25 protein-coding genes are annotated in these 22,007 nt (G+C 73.5%); 10 read left to right on the top strand and 15 right to left on the bottom strand.

What is annotated here, in order from left to right; translation table 11 throughout:
* Positions 1-116: 116 nt before the first annotated feature.
* From AC0B61_RS30715 to AC0B61_RS30725, 3 genes are all read left to right on the top strand, one after another.
* Positions 117-4,412 (top strand): HAMP domain-containing protein, encoded by a 4,296-nt coding sequence (locus AC0B61_RS30715; protein WP_471744738.1) that lies wholly within the window; start codon positions 117-119, stop codon positions 4,410-4,412.
* Positions 4,413-4,526: 114 nt separating this feature from the next.
* Complete coding sequence (locus tag AC0B61_RS30720) at positions 4,527-7,028, top strand: SpoIIE family protein phosphatase (RefSeq protein WP_471744809.1); 2,502 nt, start codon at positions 4,527-4,529, stop codon at positions 7,026-7,028.
* A 238-nt stretch (positions 7,029-7,266) separates the two neighbouring features.
* Complete coding sequence (locus AC0B61_RS30725; RefSeq protein ID WP_471744740.1) at positions 7,267-7,620, top strand: STAS domain-containing protein; 354 nt, start codon at positions 7,267-7,269, stop codon at positions 7,618-7,620.
* Between the two features lie 108 nt (positions 7,621-7,728).
* Here the strand turns inward: AC0B61_RS30725 and AC0B61_RS30730 are convergent, their stop codons facing one another.
* The 3 genes from AC0B61_RS30730 to AC0B61_RS30740 form a co-directional block, all read right to left on the bottom strand.
* Positions 7,729-7,899 (bottom strand): hydrophobic protein, encoded by a 171-nt coding sequence (locus AC0B61_RS30730; RefSeq protein ID WP_471744742.1) that lies wholly within the window; start codon positions 7,897-7,899, stop codon positions 7,729-7,731.
* Between the two features lie 134 nt (positions 7,900-8,033).
* Complete coding sequence (locus AC0B61_RS30735) at positions 8,034-8,201, bottom strand: hypothetical protein (RefSeq protein ID WP_471744743.1); 168 nt, start codon at positions 8,199-8,201, stop codon at positions 8,034-8,036.
* Positions 8,202-8,269: 68 nt separating this feature from the next.
* Complete coding sequence (locus AC0B61_RS30740) at positions 8,270-8,821, bottom strand: hemerythrin domain-containing protein (protein WP_471744745.1); 552 nt, start codon at positions 8,819-8,821, stop codon at positions 8,270-8,272.
* Between the two features lie 222 nt (positions 8,822-9,043).
* Here AC0B61_RS30740 and AC0B61_RS30745 point away from each other — a divergent pair, with 222 nt between their 5' ends.
* A complete protein-coding gene (locus tag AC0B61_RS30745; protein ID WP_471744747.1) occupies positions 9,044-9,391 on the top strand; it encodes a hypothetical protein in 348 nt (115 codons plus the stop codon).
* Between the two features lie 107 nt (positions 9,392-9,498).
* Here AC0B61_RS30745 and AC0B61_RS30750 read toward each other — a convergent pair whose 3' ends face one another.
* Positions 9,499-9,687 (bottom strand): CsbD family protein, encoded by a 189-nt coding sequence (locus AC0B61_RS30750; RefSeq protein ID WP_471744748.1) that lies wholly within the window; start codon positions 9,685-9,687, stop codon positions 9,499-9,501.
* Between the two features lie 189 nt (positions 9,688-9,876).
* Between AC0B61_RS30750 and AC0B61_RS30755 the strand changes: the two genes are divergently transcribed.
* The 3 genes from AC0B61_RS30755 to AC0B61_RS30765 all read left to right on the top strand — a co-directional run bounded on the left by AC0B61_RS30755 (position 9,877) and on the right by AC0B61_RS30765 (position 11,406).
* Positions 9,877-10,353 (top strand): hypothetical protein, encoded by a 477-nt coding sequence (locus tag AC0B61_RS30755; RefSeq protein WP_471744749.1) that lies wholly within the window; start codon positions 9,877-9,879, stop codon positions 10,351-10,353.
* A gap of 235 nt (positions 10,354-10,588) precedes the next feature.
* On the top strand, positions 10,589-11,044 hold the full coding sequence (locus AC0B61_RS30760) for a cupin domain-containing protein (RefSeq protein WP_471744750.1): 456 nt from the start codon (positions 10,589-10,591) through the stop codon (positions 11,042-11,044).
* Entirely contained in the window at positions 11,041-11,406 is a 366-nt protein-coding gene (locus tag AC0B61_RS30765) for a DoxX family protein (protein WP_471744751.1), read from the top strand. The genes AC0B61_RS30760 and AC0B61_RS30765 overlap by 4 nt, the downstream gene beginning before the upstream one ends.
* A 37-nt stretch (positions 11,407-11,443) precedes the next feature.
* On the opposite strand, the gene AC0B61_RS30770 is transcribed toward AC0B61_RS30765, so the two are convergent.
* The 3 genes from AC0B61_RS30770 to AC0B61_RS30780 form a co-directional block, all read right to left on the bottom strand.
* Positions 11,444-11,881 (bottom strand): ATP-binding protein, encoded by a 438-nt coding sequence (locus AC0B61_RS30770; RefSeq protein WP_471744753.1) that lies wholly within the window; start codon positions 11,879-11,881, stop codon positions 11,444-11,446.
* Between the two features lie 75 nt (positions 11,882-11,956).
* Positions 11,957-12,328, bottom strand: coding sequence for an STAS domain-containing protein (locus tag AC0B61_RS30775; protein ID WP_471744755.1), 372 nt, complete (start codon positions 12,326-12,328; stop codon positions 11,957-11,959).
* A 46-nt stretch (positions 12,329-12,374) separates the two neighbouring features.
* Positions 12,375-12,671 carry a hypothetical protein gene (locus tag AC0B61_RS30780; RefSeq protein ID WP_471744756.1) on the bottom strand — a complete coding sequence of 99 codons (297 nt, stop codon included), beginning with the start codon at positions 12,669-12,671 and terminating at the stop codon, positions 12,375-12,377.
* Between the two features lie 168 nt (positions 12,672-12,839).
* Here AC0B61_RS30780 and AC0B61_RS30785 point away from each other — a divergent pair, with 168 nt between their 5' ends.
* Entirely contained in the window at positions 12,840-13,133 is a 294-nt protein-coding gene (locus tag AC0B61_RS30785) for a helix-turn-helix transcriptional regulator (RefSeq protein ID WP_471744758.1), read from the top strand.
* 53 nt (positions 13,134-13,186) lie between these two features.
* On the opposite strand, the gene AC0B61_RS30790 is transcribed toward AC0B61_RS30785, so the two are convergent.
* The gene (locus AC0B61_RS30790; RefSeq protein ID WP_471744760.1) at positions 13,187-13,423 is read right to left on the bottom strand and encodes a DUF6296 family protein; all 237 of its coding nucleotides are present in this window, start codon (positions 13,421-13,423) and stop codon (positions 13,187-13,189) included.
* A gap of 345 nt (positions 13,424-13,768) precedes the next feature.
* Between AC0B61_RS30790 and AC0B61_RS30795 the strand changes: the two genes are divergently transcribed.
* A complete protein-coding gene (locus tag AC0B61_RS30795) occupies positions 13,769-14,110 on the top strand; it encodes a hypothetical protein (protein ID WP_471744761.1) in 342 nt (113 codons plus the stop codon).
* A gap of 113 nt (positions 14,111-14,223) precedes the next feature.
* Here the strand turns inward: AC0B61_RS30795 and AC0B61_RS30800 are convergent, their stop codons facing one another.
* Both AC0B61_RS30800 and AC0B61_RS30805 read right to left on the bottom strand, forming a co-directional pair.
* Positions 14,224-14,742, bottom strand: coding sequence for a DUF1360 domain-containing protein (locus AC0B61_RS30800; RefSeq protein WP_471744762.1), 519 nt, complete (start codon positions 14,740-14,742; stop codon positions 14,224-14,226).
* Positions 14,743-14,770: 28 nt separating this feature from the next.
* On the bottom strand, positions 14,771-16,558 hold the full coding sequence (locus AC0B61_RS30805) for a thiamine pyrophosphate-requiring protein (protein ID WP_471744764.1): 1,788 nt from the start codon (positions 16,556-16,558) through the stop codon (positions 14,771-14,773).
* A 251-nt stretch (positions 16,559-16,809) separates the two neighbouring features.
* On the opposite strand from AC0B61_RS30805, the gene AC0B61_RS30810 reads away from it, so the two are divergent.
* Complete coding sequence (locus AC0B61_RS30810; protein WP_471744765.1) at positions 16,810-17,526, top strand: phosphatase PAP2 family protein; 717 nt, start codon at positions 16,810-16,812, stop codon at positions 17,524-17,526.
* 12 nt (positions 17,527-17,538) lie between these two features.
* On the opposite strand, the gene AC0B61_RS30815 is transcribed toward AC0B61_RS30810, so the two are convergent.
* The 5 genes from AC0B61_RS30815 to AC0B61_RS30835 all read right to left on the bottom strand — a co-directional run bounded on the left by AC0B61_RS30815 (position 17,539) and on the right by AC0B61_RS30835 (position 21,881).
* Complete coding sequence (locus tag AC0B61_RS30815) at positions 17,539-18,432, bottom strand: SDR family oxidoreductase (protein ID WP_471744766.1); 894 nt, start codon at positions 18,430-18,432, stop codon at positions 17,539-17,541.
* Between the two features lie 182 nt (positions 18,433-18,614).
* Positions 18,615-19,157: a DUF6328 family protein gene (locus tag AC0B61_RS30820; RefSeq protein WP_471744768.1), complete on the bottom strand. Its 543-nt coding sequence runs from the start codon at positions 19,155-19,157 to the stop codon at positions 18,615-18,617.
* A 126-nt stretch (positions 19,158-19,283) separates the two neighbouring features.
* A complete protein-coding gene (locus AC0B61_RS30825) occupies positions 19,284-19,805 on the bottom strand; it encodes a CinA family protein (RefSeq protein WP_471744770.1) in 522 nt (173 codons plus the stop codon).
* 109 nt (positions 19,806-19,914) lie between these two features.
* Positions 19,915-21,381, bottom strand: coding sequence for an aminotransferase class I/II-fold pyridoxal phosphate-dependent enzyme (locus AC0B61_RS30830; RefSeq protein ID WP_471744772.1), 1,467 nt, complete (start codon positions 21,379-21,381; stop codon positions 19,915-19,917).
* A 95-nt stretch (positions 21,382-21,476) separates the two neighbouring features.
* The gene (locus AC0B61_RS30835) at positions 21,477-21,881 is read right to left on the bottom strand and encodes an STAS domain-containing protein (protein ID WP_471744774.1); all 405 of its coding nucleotides are present in this window, start codon (positions 21,879-21,881) and stop codon (positions 21,477-21,479) included.
* Positions 21,882-22,007: the final 126 nt, after the last annotated feature.

The raw sequence follows: 22,007 nt of genomic DNA on the forward strand, positions 1-22,007 counted from the left end.
TGGAGATAGCCTCGCTCCGGTACGTGCGTGCCCGTGGCTGTTGTGTCTCGCCCTGTCGTCCGGGCGGCAGCACAACCGGAGCGGGCCAGGACTGTGCACCAGAGAGGCGATGTTCGATGGCTGGCTCGACACCGACCGACAGTGCCCACCACGCGGGCGGGCCGCTCCCGGCGCCCGCCGGCGAGCCTGAGCTGCGGCTGCTGCTGGCGGGCTTGACGGCCGTACGGGACGGCGATTTCAGCACCGAGCTCCCGGTCGACGCGGACGGGCTGCTGGGCGAGATCGCCACCGTGTTCAACGGCATGGTGGACCAGCTGTCGCACTTCACCTCGGAGGTGACCAGGGTCGCCCGGGAGGTCGGCACCGAGGGCCGGCTCGGCGGCCAGGCCCAGGTGCCGGGCGTCTCGGGCACCTGGGCGGACCTGACCGACTCGGTCAACGCGATGGCGGGCAATCTGACCACCCAGGTGCGGGACATCGCACAGGTGGCCACCGCGGTGGCCAAGGGCGACCTCTCGCAGAAGATCACCGTCGACGCGCGCGGCGAGATCCTGGAGCTGAAGAACACCGTCAACACGATGGTCGACCAGCTGTCCTCGTTCGCCGGCGAGGTCACCCGAGTGGCCCGCGAGGTCGGCACCGAGGGCATCCTCGGCGGCCAGGCCGACGTGAAGGGCGTCTCGGGCACCTGGCGCGACCTGACCGACTCGGTGAACTTCATGGCCGGCAACCTCACCGGCCAGGTCCGCTCGATCGCCCAGGTGGCGACCGCCGTCGCGCGCGGCGACCTGTCGCAGAAGATCACCGTGACCGCCCGGGGCGAGATCCTGGAGCTGAAGACGACCATCAACACGATGGTCGACCAGCTGTCCTCGTTCGCCGGCGAGGTCACCCGAGTGGCCCGCGAAGTGGGCACCGAGGGCCGGCTCGGCGGCCAGGCGGACGTCCGCGACGTCTCCGGCACCTGGCGCGACCTCACCGAGTCCGTCAACGTCATGGCCGACAATCTCACCGCGCAGGTCCGCTCGATCGCCTCGGTGACCACCGCGGTGGCCGAGGGGGACCTGTCGCAGAAGATCCGGGTCGACGCCCGCGGGGAGATCCTGGAGCTGAAGGAGACCATCAACACGATGGTCGACCAGCTCTCCGCCTTCGCCGACGAGGTCACCCGCGTCGCCCGCGAGGTCGGCACCGAGGGCAACCTGGGCGGCCAGGCCACCGTCCGCGGCGTCTCCGGCACCTGGAAGGACCTCACCGACAACGTCAACGTGATGGCCTCCAACCTGACCGGCCAGGTCCGCTCGATGTCCGAGGTGGCAACCGCTGTCGCGCGCGGCGACCTCTCCCGGAAGATCACCGTGGAGGCCAAGGGCGAGGTCGCCGCCCTCGCCGACGCGATCAACACCATGGTGGACACCCTGTCGGTGTTCGCCGACGAGGTCACCCGGGTCGCCCGTGAGGTCGGCACCGAGGGGACGCTGGGCGGCCAGGCCCGGGTGCCCAACGTCGCCGGGACGTGGAAGGACCTCACCGACAACGTCAACTTCATGGCGCACAACCTGACCAGCCAGGTCCGCAACATCGCCCAGGTCACCACGGCCGTCGCCAACGGCGACCTGACCCGCAAGATCGACGTGGACGCGCGCGGCGAGATCCTGGAGCTGAAGACGACCATCAACACGATGGTCGACCAGCTCTCCGCCTTCGCCGACGAGGTCACCCGGGTCGCCCGCGAGGTCGGCACCGAGGGCCGGCTGGGCGGCCAGGCCGAGGTCGAGGGCGTCTCCGGCACCTGGAAGCGGCTCACCGAGAACGTCAACGAGCTGGCCGGCAACCTGACCCGGCAGGTCCGGGCGATCGCCGAGGTCACCAGCGCCGTCGCGGCCGGCGACCACACCCGTTCGATCAGCGTCGACGCCTCCGGCGAGGTCGCCGACCTCAAGGACAACATCAACTTCATGGTGGAGTCCCTGCGCGAGACCACCCGCGCCAACGAGGAACAGGACTGGCTGAAGACCAACCTGGCCCGCTTCTCGGCCCTGATGCAGGGCCGGCGCGACCTCGCGGTCGTCGCCGAGTCCGTCATGGACGAACTCGCCCCGCTGGTCTCGGCGCAGTGCGGCGCCTTCTACCTCGCCGAGGAGGGCCCCGGCGGGACGGTGCTCCAGCTGATCGGCTCCTACGCCTTCCCCGACGGCGAGCGCCCGACCCGGTTCCGCCTGGGCGAGTCGTTCGTCGGCCAGGCCGCCCGCAGCCGGCGCACCATCAGCGTCGACGCCCTCCCGCCCGACTACCTGGCCGCCTCCTCCGGTCTCGGCCGCACCGGGGCGCTGTCCCTGGTGGTGCTGCCCATCGTGGTCGAGGACCAGGTCCTCGGCGTCATCGAACTGGCCGCCGTCCAGCCGTTCACCCAGACCCACCTGGACTTCCTCGACCAGCTCATGGAGACCATCGGCGTCAACGTCAACACCATCATCGCCAACGCCCGCACCGACGAGCTGCTCGGCGAGTCCCAGCGACTCACCGCCGAACTCCAGGTCCGGTCCGCGGAGTTGCAGGCCCGCCAGGAGGAACTGCAGGCCTCCAACGCCGAGTTGGAGGAGAAGGCCGAACTCCTCGCCGCCCAGAACCGCGACATCGAGACCAAGAACCTGGAGATCGAGCAGGCCCGCCAGGAACTGGAGGACCGGGCACACCAGCTGTCCCTCGCCTCCAAGTACAAGTCCGAGTTCCTGGCCAACATGAGCCACGAGCTGCGCACCCCGCTCAACAGCCTGCTCATCCTCGCCCAGCTGCTCGCCCAGAACCCCACCCGGAACCTGACCGCCAAGCAGGTCGAGTACGCCGGCATCATCCACTCCGCCGGCTCCGACCTGCTCCAGCTCATCAACGACATCCTCGACCTCTCCAAGGTCGAGGCCGGGAAGACGGACCTCACCGTCGAGGCGGTCCCGCTGCGCGCGCTGCTCGACTACGTCGAGGCCACCTTCCGCCCGATGACGAGCCAGAAGAACCTCGCCTTCGCCGTGCAGACGGCCAACGGCGTCCCGGCCGAACTCCGCACCGACGACTACCGGCTGCGCCAGGTGCTGCGCAACCTGCTCTCCAACGCCGTCAAGTTCACCGAGCAGGGCCGCGTCGAGCTGCGCATCGAGCCCGCCGACCCGGCCGAACTGCCCCCCGGTGTACGGTCCGACGGCCCGGTGATCGCCTTCCGCGTCACCGACACGGGCATCGGCATCGCCCCGCAGCACCTGGAGAGCGTCTTCGGCGCCTTCCAGCAGGCCGACGGGACCACCAGCCGCAAGTACGGCGGCACCGGGCTCGGACTGTCCATCAGCCGGGAGATCACCTACCTGCTCGGCGGCGCGATCACCGTCAAGAGCACCCTGGGCCGGGGAAGCACCTTCACCCTCTACCTGCCCGTCGACCAGACCGAGGCGATCGAGGTCTCCACCACCGCGGCGCTCGAGGCACCGTCGCCCGGCGCCCCCGAGCAGGCCCAAGGACCGGCCGAAACCGCCCCGGCTCCCGCGGCTCAGCCGCGCCGCCTGCTCATCGTCGAGGCCCGCCCGCACGGCCTCCTCCGCCTGGTCGCCGAGAGCGCCCTCGCGGAGCTGCCCCGGCCACCGCAGCACGGCGTGGAGATCGTCACGGCGGTCGGTGCCCAGGAGGCGGCCGCCACCCTGGCCGCCAGCCCCTGCCACTGCGCCGTCCTGGAGCTGGACCTGCCCGACGGCGCCGCCCTGGAACTCCTGCGGGAGATGCGCGGCGACCCGGCCCTGCAGGCGGTACCGATCCTCGCGCACCGCAGCCGCGGCATCGTCACCGACGACGACCTCCCCGACCGCGACGGCGCCGGCACCCTCGAGGTCATCTCCAGCCTCGACGAACTGCGCGAACGCATCGCCCTGCACATGAGCACCGACAGCCCCGGCGACCTCCCCCAGGCCGCCCGCCGGACGGAATCCGACTGGAGCCCGGACATCGACTCCTCCCTCACCGGCCGGACCGCCCTGGTGGTCGACGACGACGACCGCAACCTCTTCGCGATCACCGGAATCCTGGAACTGCACGGCATGCGGGTCCTCCAGGCCGAAAACGGGCGCGCCGCCCTCGAATCCCTCGCCGCCCACCCCGGGATCGACGTGATCCTCATGGACGTGATGATGCCGGAGATGGACGGGTACACCGCCACCGCCGCGATCCGCGCCATGCCCGAGCACGAGGGGCTGCCGATCATCGCCGTCACCGCCAAGGCCATGATCGGCGACCGGGAGAAGAGCCTGGCCTCCGGAGCCAGCGACTACATCACCAAGCCGGTCGACGCCGACGAGCTGATCGGCCGGATCAAGGGCCACCTCACCGCGCGGTCCACGGCCCCCGCCCCCGGTACGCCGGGCCGTTCCTAGGAGGTCGCCGTGCACCACCCCGTCGATCCGGGGCCGGACAGCCCTGCGCTGCACGAGCCCGCACTGCACGAACCCGTACCGCACGACGCCGTACCGGACCTCCCCGCGGCCGGGGTGCGCCGGATCGGGCCGCAGCGCGACGGCACGGCCCGGGAGCCGGGCCCCGCTCGCCCCGCCGCCGTGTCTGTCCCTGTCCCCGCTGCCATCCCCGCCCCTGTCCCCGACCAGGAGCCCGGCGCGGTGAGCCGGCTCGCCGCCACGGTGGAGCGCCTGCGCGGCGAACTCGCGCAGGCGCACTCCGACGCCGCCGGCCGTTCCCTCGTCGAACTCGCCGTCGGCGTGCTGGTCGAACGGCTGCGCTGCGGGCCGACGGAGGCCTCCCTCCAGTTGACCTCCCTGGCCGAGCAGGCCGGCGTCACCGTCCTCGACCTCGCCGCCGACCTCGTCAACCAGGCGTCCGCCGACCGGATCTCCGCCATCGCCCGCACCTTCCTCGACTCCTCCGCCGACCGCGCCGACCCGGCCGCCCTGCGCCTGCGCACCGCGCAGGCGCACGCCCTGGCCACGACCGACACCGAGGCGGCGGCCCAGTCGATGCTCGACCACGCGCTGCGCCCACTGGGGGCGGTCGCCGTCGCGATCTGGGCCGCGCACCCCGACCAGTCGCTGTCGCTCCGGGGCAGCGCCGGCTTCGGCGATGCGGAGGCCCAGCGCTGGCGGCACGTACCCCCCGGGGTGTTCACCCCCGCCCGTCGGGCCCTCGACGAACGGGCGGCGGTCGCCTGCGCCGACCTGACCGAGGCAGCGGGCCCCACCATCGGCCAGCACGAGTTCACCGGCGGCAGGCTCGCGGTGCCGGCCGGGATCGGCGGCCGCCTGATCGGCGTCCTGGAGGTGTGCTGGCCCGGCCCCCTGCCGCGGCAGACCCGGCCGCTGCAGCGCCAGTTCGAGGCCCTCGCGGAACTGGCCGCCGCCACCCTGGAGACCTGGACGGACCACGGGCCGGACACCGGGACGCCGGACACCGGCGCGCAGGACGCCGAACTGGAGACCCTGCGCCAGATGACCGCGGGCGTCTTCGACCCGTGCCTGGTCCTCCACCTGGCGCCGGGCAGCGGGGAGGCGCCGCTGGAGTTCGTCATCCGCCACGTCAACCCCGCCTTCGTCGACTTCGCCGGCCGGCCCACCAGCGCGGTCCTCGGCGCCCGGCTGCTGGAGGCCTATCCGCTCGCGGCCGAGACCGGAGGGCTCGCCGAGAAGATCGAGCACGTCTTCGCCACCGGGGAGCCGTTCCGCACCCGGAGGATGCGGCTCGCCGCCATGGTCGACGGCGTCCCGCTGCACGCCCGGGGGCAGGTCAGCATCAGCCGGCACGGCGACCACATGCTGGTCATCTGGAGGCTGGAGGACGGCACTTCGCGCGTCGCCCGGCTGCTCCAGCACGCCCAGCGCCTCGGCCGGATCGGCGGTTTCGAGGAGAACCTCCGCAGCCGCCACATCGTCTGGAACGACACCCTGTTCGAGCTCCACGGACTGCCGCCGACCGAGCAGCCGATCCCCCTCGAACGCCTCGCCGAGCACGCCCACCCGGACGACCGCGACGCGATCGCCCGCTTCCTGCGCACCCTCCTGCACCACCAGCGCCCGGCCTCGACCGCCTTCCGCCTCCAGCGCCCCGACGGCGTCACCCGGCACATCCGCGTCGTCGCGGAACCGGTGCCCGACCCGGACAGCAGTCTGCGGATCGTCCGGGGCGCCTACCAGGACATCTCCGCCCAGCACTGGACCGAGGTCGCGCTCGCCGCCACCCGCGACCAACTCGCCCAGAGCGAACAGCAGGCCGCCGAACGCAGCCGCCTCGCCCTCCAGTTGCAGCACGCCATCATGCCGCCCGCCCGGGGCCCGCTGGACCTGCCCGACCTGCGCGTCGCCGTGCGCTACCGCCCGGCGGAGAAGGACCACCTGGTCGGCGGGGACTGGTACGACGCCCTCACGCTGCCCTCGGGGGACGTCCTGCTGTGCGTGGGCGACGTCGCCGGCCACGGCATCGAGGCCGCCACCGGCATGGTGGCCCTGCGCAACGCCCTCCGCGGCCTGGCCGCCACCGGCGCCGGACCGGCCCAGCTGCTGAGCTGGCTCAACAGCGTCACCCACCACCTCACCGACAACGTCACCGCGACCGCGGTCTGCGGACTCTACGAACCGGCGACCTGCCGCCTGCGCTGGGCCCGCGCCGGCCACCTGCCGCCGGTCCTCCTGCGCAAGGGCCGCGCCGAGAGCCTCCCCCAGATCGGGGGCCTCCTGCTCGGCGCGCTCGACCACGCCGACTACGAGGAGCACGAAGTCCAACTCGAAGCGGACGACACCCTGGTGATGTTCACCGACGGGCTCATCGAGCGGCGCGACCAGTCGGTGCACGCCTCCCTCGCCGGCCTGCTCGCCCTGACCGAGGAGGCGCACCGGCCCGCCGACGGCGACGGCCGGACGGACCTGGAGGCGTACCTGGACCACCTGCTGCGCTACAGCGCCTCGGACACCGACGACGACACCTGCCTCGTGGGCGTCTCGGTGAGCGGCGCCCGGCTGGCACCCAGGACGGACCCGGACGGCGCGTGACGGCCCCCCGATCCTTCACCGGATCCACACACGGAACGGCCGTGTGCGTCGGAGGATCACGGGCAACCGGGAACGGTCGCCTCCCGGCTCCGACGGGAGGGGCGCACACGGTGACGCATCGTCAGACAGCGGGTGATTCGGCACCCCGGCGGGCCGTGCGTATGGTCGTGAGGAACTTCGTTGGAGGGGACGAGGAATGCCAACCCAGCAGAACGCCGCAGCTTCCCGGTCGGCACCCGTGACCGCCGCGGACCTGACGGTCCGGGTACGGCAGACGGAGCGCGGGGCCACCGTGTGCAGCCTGGCGGGCGACCTCGACATCGAGAGCCTGGGCCCGGCCAGGACAGCCCTCGAACAGGCCGTCGCCCAGCGCCCGCCGCTCCTGGTGGTCGACCTCGAACACGTGGGATTCTGCGACTCCTCGGGCCTGAACATGCTGCTGAAGACCCGCATGAACGCGTCCGCGGCCGGCCTCCCGTTCCGCCTCGCGGCGCCGTCGGCCGCGGTGGCGAGACTCCTGAGCCTGACGGGCGCCGACACCGTCTTCTCCCTCCACCCCTCCCTCGCCGCGTCGCTCGCGGCGCCCCTGTAGCCGCGTCCTCCGTACGGTTGAAGCCGGGGCCGTCCGCCGGTCTCCCGTAGGGCGACGCCGCCGCGCCCCTGCCGGAGTGCTCCGGCAGGGGCGCGGCCTATCGACGCGTCACCACCGGTACCAGCGGCTCCGGCCGCCGGCCCCGTCGACGCTCCGGACCAGGAAGCCGAGCAGCCACACTGCGAGGACGAAGAGCGCCACCCACCACAGCACCTTCACCGCGAACCCGAGACCGAAGAGCACGACGGCGAGCAGTAGAACGAGCAGAAGAGCACCCATGGAATCTGTCATCTCCTTTTGCGTTGGGGGGTTGTCCATACTGCTGTCCCGGTTCCCGGAATCCATGCCCCTGGAAGGGCCGGGACCGGCCGCTGCCCCGGTGGCGCAGTCGCCTCCGAGGCAGCGGCCCCTGGTCACGGGGCCTGGCTGTCGGCCGCCGGCGGCTCGGGCTCGTCGTCGTCTCCGTCGCCCTTGGCCCGGGCGTCCGGCGGGGTGGGCGCGGTGATGTTCCGCTGCTCCGAGGACCGCTCCCGGGTCTCCTCGTCGACCTCTGGGCGGTCGTTCTCCGCTGGCACGCTCATGATGATCACCCTCTCGTCTTCAGGTGGCGGATTCCCGAGCCGGGGTCCGCCGGTGTCGATGCCTGGCCTCAGGAGGACTTGCCGCGCCCCGTGACGAGGTCGCGGGCGCGGTCGACCAGGCCCGTGCCGGCGGCGAGCAGCTTGCTGTCGGGGGCGTCCGGGTGGGGGCGGGTGGGCGCGAGCTTCTTCGCCCGGCGGACCTGCTCCCCCAGCTCGTCCAGCTGCTCAGCGGAGCAGACCTCGGCCAAGGCCGGGAAGAGGTGCTGTTCCTCGTCCTGGACGTGTGCCGTGACCTCGGCGACGAGGCGGTCGACCAGGACGCCGAAACGTGCGTCGCCGCAGTCCACACCTTCGAGTTCCTTGAGGAGCTTCTCCACGGTCGCGTGGTCGGCTTCCTCCTTGTCGGCGAGTGCGTCACCACCGGGTACGTGGGCGCGCACCGCCGGATACAGGTACTGCTCCTCGGCCACCGAATGCCGGACCAGCTCGATGGTGAACTCGTCGGCCACCTTCCGACGCCGTTCGTCGCCCGCCGGCAACGCCTGGATCCGGGCGAACATCTCCTCCACCTCGCGGTGGTCCGTCATCAGCTCGTTGATCACGTTGCCGCCGTGTCCCATGTCCTGTGCTCCTTCTCCTGGCGATGGTCGGTTGCTGCGTCCGGTCCGAGGACCGGCCCCGCAGGCCACTCGTATCCCCGCGTTCGGCCGAGGTATGCCCGTGGCCTCGGGAGCCACCCGGGCGGGTCGCCGACCGGAGGCCGTGACCTGCGTCCGCCGACCGGCTGGGCCGGATGCCACCGTGCGCGTGCAACGGAGGGCTTCCGGGGCCACCGTGGGGAGATGGACATCGTCGTCGTGCTGGAAGCTGATACGCCGACCAACACTCGGCTCCTGGGGCCCGACCGCCCACCGGCGGACCCCGAGAACGCGCTGCGTCGCGCGCACACCGCCCCCGCGGAAGCCTCGGGCGTCTGCGGCCCGTTCACCCTGTGCGGCCTGGACACCTCCGAGATGACCCTCGCCCCGCACGGGTACGCCGGTGTCGGGCGACCGCAACCCCGCGTCGACTGGCGCACGTGCGGCACCTGCCGGACGGCCGGGGGCAGCCCCGCACCCGGCGCCCCCGGGCCGCTCACCCCGGACCGCGCCAGGGCCCACCTCCGCGCCGCGGCGGCCTCGCCTCCCTGACCAGGCCCCCAGCTCGGAGTTTCGCTTGGAGTTCCGCGCCGAGAGGCCGCTCCCCGGTCGGCAGCTGGTACCGACCGGGGAGCGGCCTCACCTTTCGGCCGGGGTCCTCAGTGTTTGAAGGCGTCCTTGGCCTTCTGGCCGGCCTGGAGCACATCGCCCTTGGTCTGTTCGGCCTTGCCCTTGGCGGTGAGCCGCTCGTTGCCTACGGCCTTGCCGGCAGCCTCCTTCGCCTTGCCCTTCATGGTCTCCGCGGTGTGTGCGATCTTCTTGCCCGCGCTCACGGTGTCCTCCTGCATGAGCTCGACATTCCCCTTGGCGCGTGTGCCCCGCGCGGGGAATTTCATGCGCCGGCCCGCCGAGGGCGCCACGGCGGCGACTGGCTCGGCACCCGCGGGACCAGCGGCGTTTGCCGCACGCTGCTCCGGCAGCCGTCGCCCGGTCGTGTGAAGTCCGGACGACCGGTGGAGGTGGCTCGTTGAAGGGTCATGGCAGACGAGACGGACGACGACCGGAACCAGGCGCCGATGGTGTGGGCGCTGGCCGTACGCGAGGCGGCGCAGGGCCCACCGGTCGCGGAACTGATCCTGGAGGTCGGAGCGGAGCTCCACACCGACCTGGTGGAGGCCGCGGTCGACAGTGGCTTCACGGTCGCCGCCGGGGATCCCCCGGCGACGACCGGCACCATCGAGGTCGCCGACGACCGGGTGGCCTGCCTGACGCTGGTCGGCGGCCGCCAGCGGTGGGAGCCCGGCTCACGGGTCGAGGTGTCCCCCAGCTGGCTGGCGGCGGCCGAGATCCGGGGCGCCGCCGTGGTGATCATCATGCCGCCGCAGACCTGGCCGCCCGGCCTGGTCGAGCTGGAGCCCGGCGCACGCCTCGACGCCTTCACCAGGTCGCTCGACCGGGAACGGGCGGCGGGCCGGGTGCTGCACGGCACGGTCTCGGTGCAGGGCGTGTCCTAGGACCCGCCTTCAGGGGCCCGTCCTCAGGGGCCAGTCTTCAGGGGCGGCGGTAAGCGGCGGTCGCGATCTCGACGAAGGACCGGATCAACGGATTGGTGTCGCCGTCGTTCCACGCCGCCACCACGCGGCTCGGCGCCATGTCGAAGAAGAAGCGAAGACCAACGACGCACGGACCAGCGACGCCCCGACCGACGACGCACCGACCGACGCGGCGCCGGCCGCCTCCGCCGTATCGGTGGTGGGCCCCGGCGACGGCGAGACGATCGTCCTGGGCACCACGCGCATGCGCGTGCTGGAGGACGGCAACCGCACCGGGCACCGTCTCGCGATCGCCGAGTCCGTCCTCGCCCCGCACACCCAGGGGCCGCCGCAGCACCGCCACGCCCGACACGACGAGGGGTTCTACATCCTGTCCGGCACCGTGGAGTTCACCGTCGGGGACGAGCACCACGCCGCCCCCGCCGGCACGTTGGTGATGGTGCCGCCCGGCACCCCGCACACCTTCGCCAACCTGACCGACCAACCCGCCGTCATGCTCAGCACGTTCACCCCCGACCTGTACGTCCAGTACTTCCGGGACCTCCGCGATGTGCTCGCCGCCGGCCGCCCGTTGACGCCCCAGGCCAACCTCGACACGATGAGCCGCTACGCGACCGAACCGGCACCGCGGGCTCACGAGCGGGAGTCATGAGCATCGCCTACTGGGTCGTCGCAGCACCGCTCGCCCTCTTCTACGTCTACGCGGGCGCGATGAAGGTGCTCCGCGACCGGGACCGGCTCCGACCGATGATGGGGTGGGTCGACCGGGTGCCGCTCCCCGCCGTCAGGGCGCTGGGGACGGCCGAAGCGCTCGGCGCGACCAGGCTGGTCCTGCCGCCGCTGACCGGTATCGCCCCCGGGCTGGCCGCTGTCGCAGCCAGCGGCTTCGTCGTCCCGCAGATCGGTGCGGTCGCCGTGCACCTGACCGGAGGGGACCGGCGGATCACGCTCAATGCCGGGCTCCTGGCCGCCGCGGCCGTGGCCGTGGCCGTCCGGCCGGCCATCGGGGCGTGACCGGGCGGCGGGCTGTCGAGCTGACCGGTGGCGTGCGTCAGACGGGTCGTTCGGGGGGCAGGAGGAGATCGGCCCACACGGTCTTGCCGGGGCCTTCGGGGAACGCTCCCCAGTGCAGTGACAGGCGGTCGACGATCACCAGGCCGTATCCGCCGATCTGGCCCGGCCGGTACCCGTCCGGCCCGTCCGGGCGGGGCAGGTCGGTGCCAGGGCAGGGGTCGGTGACGGAGATCCGCAGGCGGGTACGGCGCTGGGCTACGTCCAGCGCGAGGGCGCCGCCCGCGTGCCGGACGGCGTTGCCGAGCAGTTCCGCGGCGACGAGCTGGGCGTCCTGCGCGGCCTGCTCGGCCGCGAGGTGCCAGTCGGCGAGGGCACGGCGGACGAACGCCAGGCCCTCGCTGACGGGCAGCGCGCCCTCGGCGAAGGCCAGCTGCCGGTGGTGGTGCCCCGGTGCGGGATGGGTGTCGGTGTCCATGGCGGCCCCGAACTGCTGCAGATGGATCTCGTGTCTCGACCGGGACGGATACCCGATCACGCCGGGGCCATGCGCTCAGACGGGCGGAGTACGCGGCAGCCGCCGCCGGACGGCTTCCTCGACGGTGGCGTGGACGGGGAACAGCGGGGCGGTGTCGGTGAGTTCCAGCACCCGCACGGTCCGCGGTGAGGGGGCGACCAGCACGAGCGGGATGCCGTCGTCCAGGGCCCGCCGGCGGGCGACGAGGAGCAGGTTGAGGCCGGTGGAGGTGAACAGCTCCACTCCGGCCAGGTCGACCGCGAGCAGGGCCGGGCGCTGGTCGAGCGCAGCGCCCAGTGTCTCGGCGACGACCGGCCCGCTGTCCAGGATCATGTCCCCGGTGAAGGAGCACACGAGGGCGTCGCCGTACCGGACGGTCTCCGACTTCAGGCAGGGAAGCACCGTCATCTCCTCCTTGCTGTCCCCTCGGTGGGCCTCCTCGGTCTCCCCCGCCTCACGGGCCGGGCTGGGCGGGCACCCGCGCCCCGGCGCCGGCGGCGGCGCCCGGCTCCGGCCACGCGGACGCGATGCGCTCCAGGCCCTGCCACAGGTCGAGGGCCTGCTCGCGCAGCCCGACGACGGTGGAGCTGCCCGCCTCGACCGCGCTGAGGTAGGCGTCTATGCCGGTGACGGCGTGGCTCACCTGCCGGCGCAGCGGTTCGATCCGGCAGGGGTCCGCGCCGCTGTCGCCGGGTGCGCCGATCCGTTCGGCGAGGAGGGACCTGAGCCGTTCCAGCGCCTGCCTGTTCATCGGGTCCACGGAACCATCTCCAGACAGCGGGCCGCCGCACGGATCCGGTGCGGGAGCGGCGTGAGCCGGGGTTCTCCACCTTTCACCCGGTCGCCGGACGTGTCAACCATTGCACGAATCACCTGTCGCGCTTCAGCAGTCGTGAAACACGGGTTCTATCGTAGAGAGATGGAGAACGGTACGGCGACTGAGCGGCAGTGGACCTTCCTGACCAACCACGCGCGGGTGCTGGTCCAGATCGCCCGAGACCCCGGCATCCGGGTACGGGACATCGCCACCCGGTGCCTGCTCACCGAACGCGCGGTCCAACGCATCATCGCCGACCTCGAACTGGCCGGGTACCTCAGCCACGAACGCCTCGGCCGCACCAACCACTACAGCGTCGCCACCGGCAAACCACTGCGCCATCCCGCCGACGCCGGCCCCACCATCGCCGAACTCCTCGCCACTCTCCTGCGCTGACGCCCGGACGCACTGACGCGCTGACGCGCCGACACACCGACACGTCGCGGCGGTCAGCTCACGCGCGCGACGGTCAGGATGCGGGTGTGCGTGGGGCGGGCGAGGGCGCGGTGCCGGCCCTCGGCGGTGATCTCCACCAGGAGGTGCCCGTCGCAGCCGGTGTAGAGCGGGTGCCCGGCCGGGCCCAGGCGGCCGGTCGCGGCGACCGGCGAGGTGCTGAGCGTCCCCGACGGGCCGCGCAGCCACAGCAGGTAACCGGACGCGACGGGGCGGGAGGTCGTCGTGGCCATGGTCAGTGACCCGTCCGGGTGAAGCCGGGGATCCGGCCGTCACCCCGGGCGCCGGTGTCGGCGGGCCCCACAGGGCGTCGGGCGGGTGCGGGGGCGCCGACAGCGACCTGCCCCCGAGGACGGACGGCGGAGAACGCCGGTGTCGACCGACCAGGCACGGAGCCACCTCATCACGGCAGACGGCCAGGGGCCCGCTGGGGCCTCCGGCGAACAGGCTGGTCCGACCACCCTGCGGCACCGGCGGCCGATGCGCACTCCGACGCCGGCGCTGCGGCGCGCGGGCCCGGCTGGTCCGGATGCCACCGTGCGGGTGCAGCGGCGCGGCCCTGGGGCCACGTTGAGGAGATGGACACCGTCATCGTGCTCGAACCGGATACGCCGACCAACGTCCGGCTCCTCGGCTCCGACCACACACCGGCAGACCCCGAGACCCCGGTGCGCCGCGCCCACACCGCACCCGCGGAGGCCTCCGGCGCCTGTGGCCCCCTCACGCTGTGCGGGCTGGACACCTCCGACATGACCCTCGCCCCGCAGCGGTCGACCGACCCCGGCCACCCGCGGCCCCCCTGGCAGACGTGCAGCGCGTGCCGCGCCGCCGAAGCGAGCGCCGCGCCTCGCGCCGCCGAGCCGGCAGCCCCGGACCGCGCCGAGGACGACGCCGCCCCCGCGGAGCACTCGACCTCCTGACCCACCGCCCACACCGCCCTACGGCGCAGCGCTCCGCCGCCGCCTGGGCAGCCTGGCCGCGCCCTGCCGCCGACGCCGACCGGTCCGGACGGCGTCGGCGTCGGCGTCGGCCGTCAGGAGGTGCCCTCGGCGGCGTCCTGGGCGGCCACGCGGGCGTACTGCAGGAAGTCGGCGACGGCCGAGGCGGCCAGCGTGGCGGTGACGAGCCTGGTGGCGCGCGGCGCGAAGACGGAGCCGACGGTGCAGGCGGTGGCGACCCACAGGCCGGTGCAGAACGGGCAGGTGACCAGTTCTCCGATCGCCTTGCGGGCGCCCGTGCCGCGGACCTCCTCCTCCAGTTCGGCGGGGCCGGCGGTGCCCTGGAAGCGGGTGAACGGGGCTCGCAGGGGGCTGGTGACGGGGTCCTTGGCGATCAGGCGGGAGAGCTGGTGGGTGGCCAGCGCGGCGAGCGCGACGTCCCACGGGCCCGGGCGCGGCACCTCCCGGTGGCAGGCCCGGGCGAGCGCGGCAGCGCCGAGGACGGCGCCGGAGTAGGCGGCCATGAGGCCGGTGTAGCCGGCGAGCGGACGATCGTCGTCGCCGCCGTAGGTACGGGCTTCGCGGTGCAGCAGTTCGCGCAGGGATGTGGTCATGTCGTCCTCCTCCGGCCGGTGGCGTCGCTCAGGTCCCCCCGTGGCCGGGCAGGAACTCCTGCACCTTGGCCTTGACGCCCTGGCGCACCACCGAGCCGCGGTCGCTGTCGCCCTTCAGCACGGACAGCGCGGCCGCCTTGATCTGGTCCCACGAGGCGTGCGGTGGGATCGGCGGGACCGCCGGATCGGTCCGGAAGTCGATGACGAACGGCCGGTCCGCCGCCAGCGCCTGACGCCACACCGGCTCCACGTCCTCGGGCCGCTCCACCCGCGCGCCGTACAGGCCGAACAGGGTCGCGACGTCCGCGTAGCGGATGTCGGGCAGGCTCTGCGAGGGCTCGAACTGCGGGGCCCCCTGCATCCCGCGCATCTCCCAGGTGACCTGGTTGAGGTCGTGGTTGTTGAGCACCGCGACGACCAGGCGCGGGTCCGACCACTCGCCGTAGTACTTGGCGGCGGTGATGAGCTCGGCGAGGCCGTTCATCTGCATGGCACCGTCGCCGACGATGGCGATCGCGGGCCGGTCGGGGTGGGCGAACTTGGCCCCGATCGCGTACGGCACGCCCGGGCCCATGGTGGCCAGGGTGCCGGACAGCGAGCCGCGCATGGCGCCGCGGAAGCGCAGGTGGCGGGCGTACCAGTTGGCGGCCGAGCCGGAGTCCGCGGCGAGGATCGCGTTGTCGGGCAGCAGCGCGTCGAGCGTGTGGACGACGTACTCGGGGTTGACCGGATCGGCGCTCACCTCGGCTCGCCGCCGCATCACCTCCCACCAGCGCGCGGCGTTGTCCTCCACGGTCTTGCGCCAGACGCCGTCGGTCTTCTGCTCCAGCAGCGGGATCAGCCGGCGCAGCGCCTCGCCGGCGTCGCCGACCAGGTTGACCTCGAACGGGTAGCGCAGCCCGACCATGGACGGGTCGAGGTCGATCTGCACCGCCCTCGCCTTGCCGAACTCGGGCAGGAACTGGCTGTACGGGAAGCTGGATCCCACCACCAGGAGGGTGTCGCAGTCGCGCATCAGCTCGTACGAGGGGCGGGTGCCGAGCAGGCCGATCGACCCGGTGACGTACGGCAGGGTGTCCGGCAGCGCGTCCTTGCCCAGCAGCGCCTTCGCCACCCCGGCGCCGAGCAGGTCGGCGACCCGCTCGACCTCGGCCCGGGCGTGCCGGGCGCCCTGCCCGACCAGCATGGCGACCTTCTCGCCCGCGTTCAGGACCTCCGCCGCCCGGGCCAGGTCCTGCTCGGCCGGTACCGGCGCGTAGTGCGGGAGGCCGAGGCTGGACGGCACCTGCTTGAACGCGTGCGCCGGCGGCTCGTAGTCGAGTTCCTGGACGTCCGCCGGGATGATCACCGCCGTCACCGTCCGACGGGTCGCGGCGATGCGCAGGGCGCGGTCCAGCACGTTGGGCAGTTGGGCGGGGACGGTGACCATCTCGCAGAACTCCGAGGCCACGTCCTTGTAGAGGCTGAGGAGGTCGACTTCCTGCTGGTAGGAGCCGCCCATGGCGCTGCGGTCGGTCTGGCCGACGATCGCCACGACGGGGACGTGGTCGAGCTTGGCGTCGTAGAGCCCGTTGAGCAGGTGGATCGCGCCCGGCCCTGAGGTCGCCGCGCACACCCCGGTGCGGCCGGAGAACTTGGCGTAGCCGACGGCCTCGAACGCGGCCATCTCCTCGTGCCGCGCCTGGACGAAGACCGGCCGGTTGTCGGCCCGGCCCCAGGCCGCGAGCAACCCGTTGATGCCGTCGCCGGGGTAGGCGAAGACGTGCTCGACCTCCCAGTCGCGCAGCCGTTCGAGCACATAGTCGGAAACCTTCATCACCAGCTCCTCCACCACTCGGCACTCACAGGCGTCCTGACCCGCCCGGACACGGATCGGGGCCACAGGCTCGGCTAACCGCTGCGGCCGCGATCAAACCCGCTGCGGCCTGCCGCGCTGCGCCCGTCGTGGCGGCCGTGGCGTGGCTCCGGGCCACCGGGCGTCCCGCCGTCCGAGCATGGGAGCCGCACGCCCCGGCGGCCGTTCGCCGGGACCGGCCGAGACTTCCCCCGAGAAGGGCGCTGAACGCCATGGGCCTCCCGTCGAACCCGACCGTCGCCGGCGCGGCCGGGCTGCTGTTCGCGGCCGTCGCCGCGCTGCCGGCCGCGCACGGCTGGGCACCGTTCGGCTTCGAGCGGGCGGCGATCGACTGGAGCGCCGCGCACCGGCCGCCGGACGCCCGGACGGCCGCCGCTGCCGTCACCTCGCTCGGGTCCGGCGTGGTGCCCTACCTGCTGACCCTGGCCGCCGGAGTCGTCACCGTGCGGACGCGGCCCGCCCCGCGACCCCCGGGCCAGGCCGTCCTGACGGTGGTCGCCCCCGTCCTCTGGCTCGTCGCGGGCCAGTTCCTGCGCCTGGGGCTCGTGCACGCGTTCGCGCGCCCCCGGCCGCCTCGGACGTTCTGGGCGACGAGCGCCTCCGGGTTCTCCTTCCCGTCCGGGCACGCCTTCACCTCGGCGGTCTGCGCCGGTCTGCTGGCCGTCTGCGTCGCCCGCGCCCGCCCGTCGACGGGCCGGGCCACCACCCGCGCCGTCACCACCGGCGCCGTCACCGTCGCCGCCGGGTTCGCGGTCTCGGTCGGCCTCAGCCGGATCTACCTCGGCGTGCACTGGCCGCTGGACGTCCTCGGCGGCTGGCTGCTCGCCGCGATGTGGCTCGCCCTGGGCGCCGCGGTCCTTCGCCCGCCCGGCCGTACGGACCCACGCGCGCGGGGCACCCGGTCGCCCGACGGCCCGCCCGGGACATAGCCGACGGGGCCGTCAGGGCAGGGGGGTGCCGCCGGTCGCGTTGAGGATCTCGGCGGTGATGTAGGAGGACTCCTGGGAGGCGAGGAAGACGTAGGCCGGGGCCATCTCGGCGGGCTGGGCGGCGCGGCCCAGCGGGGACTGCTCGCCGAAGTGCGCGACCTTCTCGTCGTCCATGGTGGCCGGGATCAGCGGTGTCCACACCGGTCCCGGCGCGACGGCGTTGACGCGGACGCCGTCGGGCGCGAGCTGCAGCGCCAGGCCCTGGGTGAAGGCGACGATCGCGGCCTTGCTCATCGCGTAGTCCAGCAGGTGGGGGCTGGGCTTGTAGGCCTGCACGGAGGCGGTGTTGATGATCGAGGCGCCGGGGCGCAGATGGGGCAGGGCGGCACGGGTGGTCCAGAACATGCCGTACAGGTTGGTCCTGATGACCCGGTCGAACTGCTCGGTGGTGATCGCGCGGAGGCCGTCGGGCTGGGACATCTGGTACGCGGCGTTGTTTACGAGGATGTCGAGGCGGCCGAACAGGTCGGTGCAGCGGGTCACCAGCTCGGTGCAGAAGCTCTGGTCGCGCAGGTCGCCGGCGACGGCGAGGGCGCGGCGGCCGGCGTCGACGACCAGGCGGGTGGTCTCCTCGGCGTCGGCCTGCTCCTCGGGCAGGTGGCAGAAGGCGACGTCCGCTCCCTCGCGGGCGAAGGCGAGGGCGACGGCGCGTCCGATTCCGGAGTCGCCGCCGGTGATCAGCGCCACGCGCCCGGTCAGGCGGCCGGTGCCGCGGTAGCTGGTCTCGCCGTGGTCGGGGTCCGGCCGCATGGCCGCAGCGCTGCCGGGGTGCGGCTGGGACTGCTCCGGGAACGGCGGCTGGGGGTGCTGGTCGGTCGGGTCGTGCGGGGTGTGCTGATCGCTCATCACGGCGGTGGTGCTCCTTTCGGGGGGTCCGGGGCCGGGGCGACCGGTGCGGCGGACGGGTTCCCGGGGCGAGTCTGGTGCGGGGCGCCGCCGTCCGCCTCGCGGGTTGCTGCACGCGGGTGGTCCGCACCCCGGGTGCGCTTGCGGATCCGTGACCGCGCCGGGTCGGTGGCCGCGCCGGGTCAGCGGGTGTCGCCTCCGGTGCCCCGGTCTTGGGGGCCGGGCGCGCCGCCCGTACGGGAGCCGCGCCACAGCACGTACCGGGGAAGCACCAGCCAGCCGATGCCGAACCAGAGCGCGGCCACCCCGGTGAGGACCCAGGCCGTGGCGGACAGGTCGGTGGCGGTGCGCAGGAGGAGGAGCAGGGCGGCGGTGATGGTGAGGGCGAGCAGGACCAGTCCGGCGGCGATGAGGCGGCCGGCCACGTGGATGAGCTCGGGCTTCATGCCGCGGCCGGACAGGAGGCGGTGGAAGGCGACGGGGGCGATGAGGGTTCCGGTGGCGAGGGCGCCGAGGAAGACGGTGGCGACGTAGAGGTGCTGGTCGAAGGTGGGGAGATCGCGGTACCGGGGGGTGAAGACGACGCTGAGCAGGAACCCGAACAGGATCTGGGCGCCGGTCTGGCAGACGCGCACCTCCTGCAGCATCTCGTTCCACAGGCGGTCGGCGCGTTCCTCCGGGGTTTCGTCGCGGCCGGTCGCCGGGCGGTCTCGCTGTGGGGGCATGCGTCGGCTGCTCCTGGGTCGAAGGCGCGGGGCATCGCCGGTGGTTCGGGTGGCGATGGGTCGGGCGCGGGGGCCGGCTACCAGTGTGGGCACCGCCGGAGGACGTCCGCCACCGCGGTGGTGCCGTCACGGGGGAACGGCCGCACTGCCGGGCCGGAGGAGGTCATGGAGGAGTTGCAGGGCGGCGAGGACGGTGTCGTGCTGGATGGTCTCGCGTCGGTCGGTGCGTGGTCGGGGTTCGACTGTCGCCGTTGTGTGCGGGGCGGCGAGGGCGATGTAGACGGTGCCCACCGGCCGGCCGTCCTGGGGGGCGGGGCCGGCGACGCCGGTCGTGGCGAGCCCGTAGGTGGCGCCGGTGATGCCGCGGATCCCTTCGGCCATCTGGGCGGCGACACCGGGGTGGACGGGCCCCTCGTCGGCGAGGAGCGCGGCGTCGACGTGCAGCAGGGTGCTCTTCAGGTCGGTGGCGTACGCGACGACGCCGCCGAGGAACGCCTGGCCTGCGCCGGGGGCGTCCGCGAGGGCGGTGGCGAGTCGGCCTCCGGTCAGTGATTCGGCGACGGCGACGGTGTGGCCGGCGGCTGTCAGGGCGGCGGTGATCTGCCTGACCAGGACCCCGGTCCGGTCGAGCCCCGCTCGGGCGGGCACCGCCTCCGGTCCGTGCGCCTCGCGGTGCCGTGCCGGGCCGCGGTCGGGAGCGGGGTCAGGGCCGGGGACGGGGCCGGGGTCGGGGCCGGGCGGCATGGGTGTGCGGCCGTCAGGTCTCGACGACGACGCGGACGGAGGCCAGCCCGGAGTCGACGCTGTCGGGGACGAGCATGCCCGCCTCGACTCCGCTGCGCAGGTAGTCGACGACGTCGTCGTTGAGGCGCTCGCCGGGCACGGCCGCCGGGATGCCGGGCGGGTACGGGGTGAGCATCTCGGCGGCGATCCGCCCGGCCGCCTTCTCGACGGGCACCTGCTCGGTGGGGCCGAAGAAGGCGTCGCGCGGCAGCAGGACCTGTTCCAGGCGCAGTTGCTCGGGGCCCGGGATGTGGATGTCCGGCACGGGCCGCAAGTCCGGGGCGACCTCGACGAGTTCGGCCAGGCCGTGCAGCAGGAGGCCGGTGGTCGTGGTGTCGTCGGCGTGCGTCAACTGGGCGCTGATGCGGCGGTGGTCGCAGATGTGGAGGGTGATCTGGTGGTGGGAGCGCAGCCAGTCGCCAGCCCGGTAGCCGCTCGTGCCCAGGGCGGAGATATCGATGATGACCTGGAGGGGGTCGAACTCGGCGGCGCGTCCGGGCCCGCAGAAGTCCTCGCGGCCGTGCACGTGCATGCCCTCCAGCGCGTCGATGCGGCCGCGGACGGTGTCGGCGAGGTCGAGCGCGTGGTCGTAGAGGGTGCGGCCGTGCTGCACCATCTGGCGGCGCCAGCCGTCCAGCGCGGCGTAGACCAGGGTGGAGGGGCTGGTGGTGCCGAGCAGGTCCTCGCGTTGGGCGAGCACGGCGGGGTCGATGAGGTCGCCCTGCAGGTGGAAGACGGAGCTCTGTTCCAGGGCCGAGCCCATCTTGTGGACGGAGGTGACGCACACGTCCGCCCCCGCGTCCATCGCCCAGCGCGGCAGCCGGGGGTGGAAGGGCAGGTGCGCGCCCCACGCCTCGTCCACGATCAGCGGTTTGCCGTGCTCGTGGCACGCGTCGGCGATCGCCTCCAGTTCGGCGCAGGTCCCGTACGGGGTGGGCGAGGTGACCAGCGCGCCCCGGACGTCCGGGTGCCGGGCCAGGGCGGCCCGGAACGACTCGGCGGACGGCGGATGGGCCAGGTGCAGGTCGGGATCCCACTGCGGGTCGACCCAGACCGGGCGGATGCCGGCCAGGATGAGCCCGGCGACGACCGACTTGTGCGCGTCCCGGCCGACCAGGATCTCCTCGTGCGGGCCCGCGACGGACAGCATCGCGGCCTTCACCGACAGGGAACTGCCGCAGGTGGAGAAGAACGTGTGGCGGGCGCCGACGGCTTCGGCCATCAGCTCCTGGGCGTGCTGGAGGATGCCTCGGGTGTCCAGGCGGTCGTCCAGGCCGCCGGTGGCCAGCACGTCCGCTCGGAAGACGTCCGGGCCCAGCGTCTGGAGGACCCGGGGGTCGGCGCCGCGGCCCTGCTTGTGGCCGGGCGGGGTGAACGCGGTGAGCGGATTGGCGTGGAAGGCCGCGAGGGCTTCGAGTACCGGTGCCTGGGACTGATCCATGCCCGCGCGTCTGCCCCGCGTTCGCGGCCGGAAACGGGCGGCGCCGGCGGCCGGCGCCGCCCGTCCGCACCCCGGGAGGCGGGCGCACGGCCGCTTCAGCCGGTGTCGGGGCCGGTGGAGTCGAGGGCGGCACGGACGCTGTCGTGGACGGTGAACACCTCGTCCGTGCCGGTGATCTCCAGCAGCCGCCGCATCAGGGGCGTCGGGGCGACGAGGACCAGCCGGATACCGGCGGTGCCGGCGTCCTGGCGGGCCTGCAGGAAGGCGTTGAGGCCGGAGGAATCGCAGAAGGACAGGCCCGCCAGGTCGACGACGAGCCGCGGCTGGCCGGCCTTCACCGCCTCGGTGAGGGCGTTCTCCAGCTTCGGTCGCTGTTCCTGGTCCACTTCGCCTTCGAGGCGGCAGACCACGGCCGTCCCCGGGACCACCAGGGTGGTGATCCGAAGGACCTCTGCGTCGCCCCCCGGGTTCCGCGAGGGGTCGTCGAGCCAGGTGGACATGAGCAGGCCTCCTCCCGGCCGGGGAGCTGTCCGCTCCATCGTGCCTCGCCGACCGGCTCGCGGCCCACCCGCGGGGTGCCGGAGCCGCCGGCCGCTGGTGGTGCACGCGCACTTGCGGCGTTCACG

The organism is Kitasatospora sp. NPDC023385, from assembly GCF_055664045.1.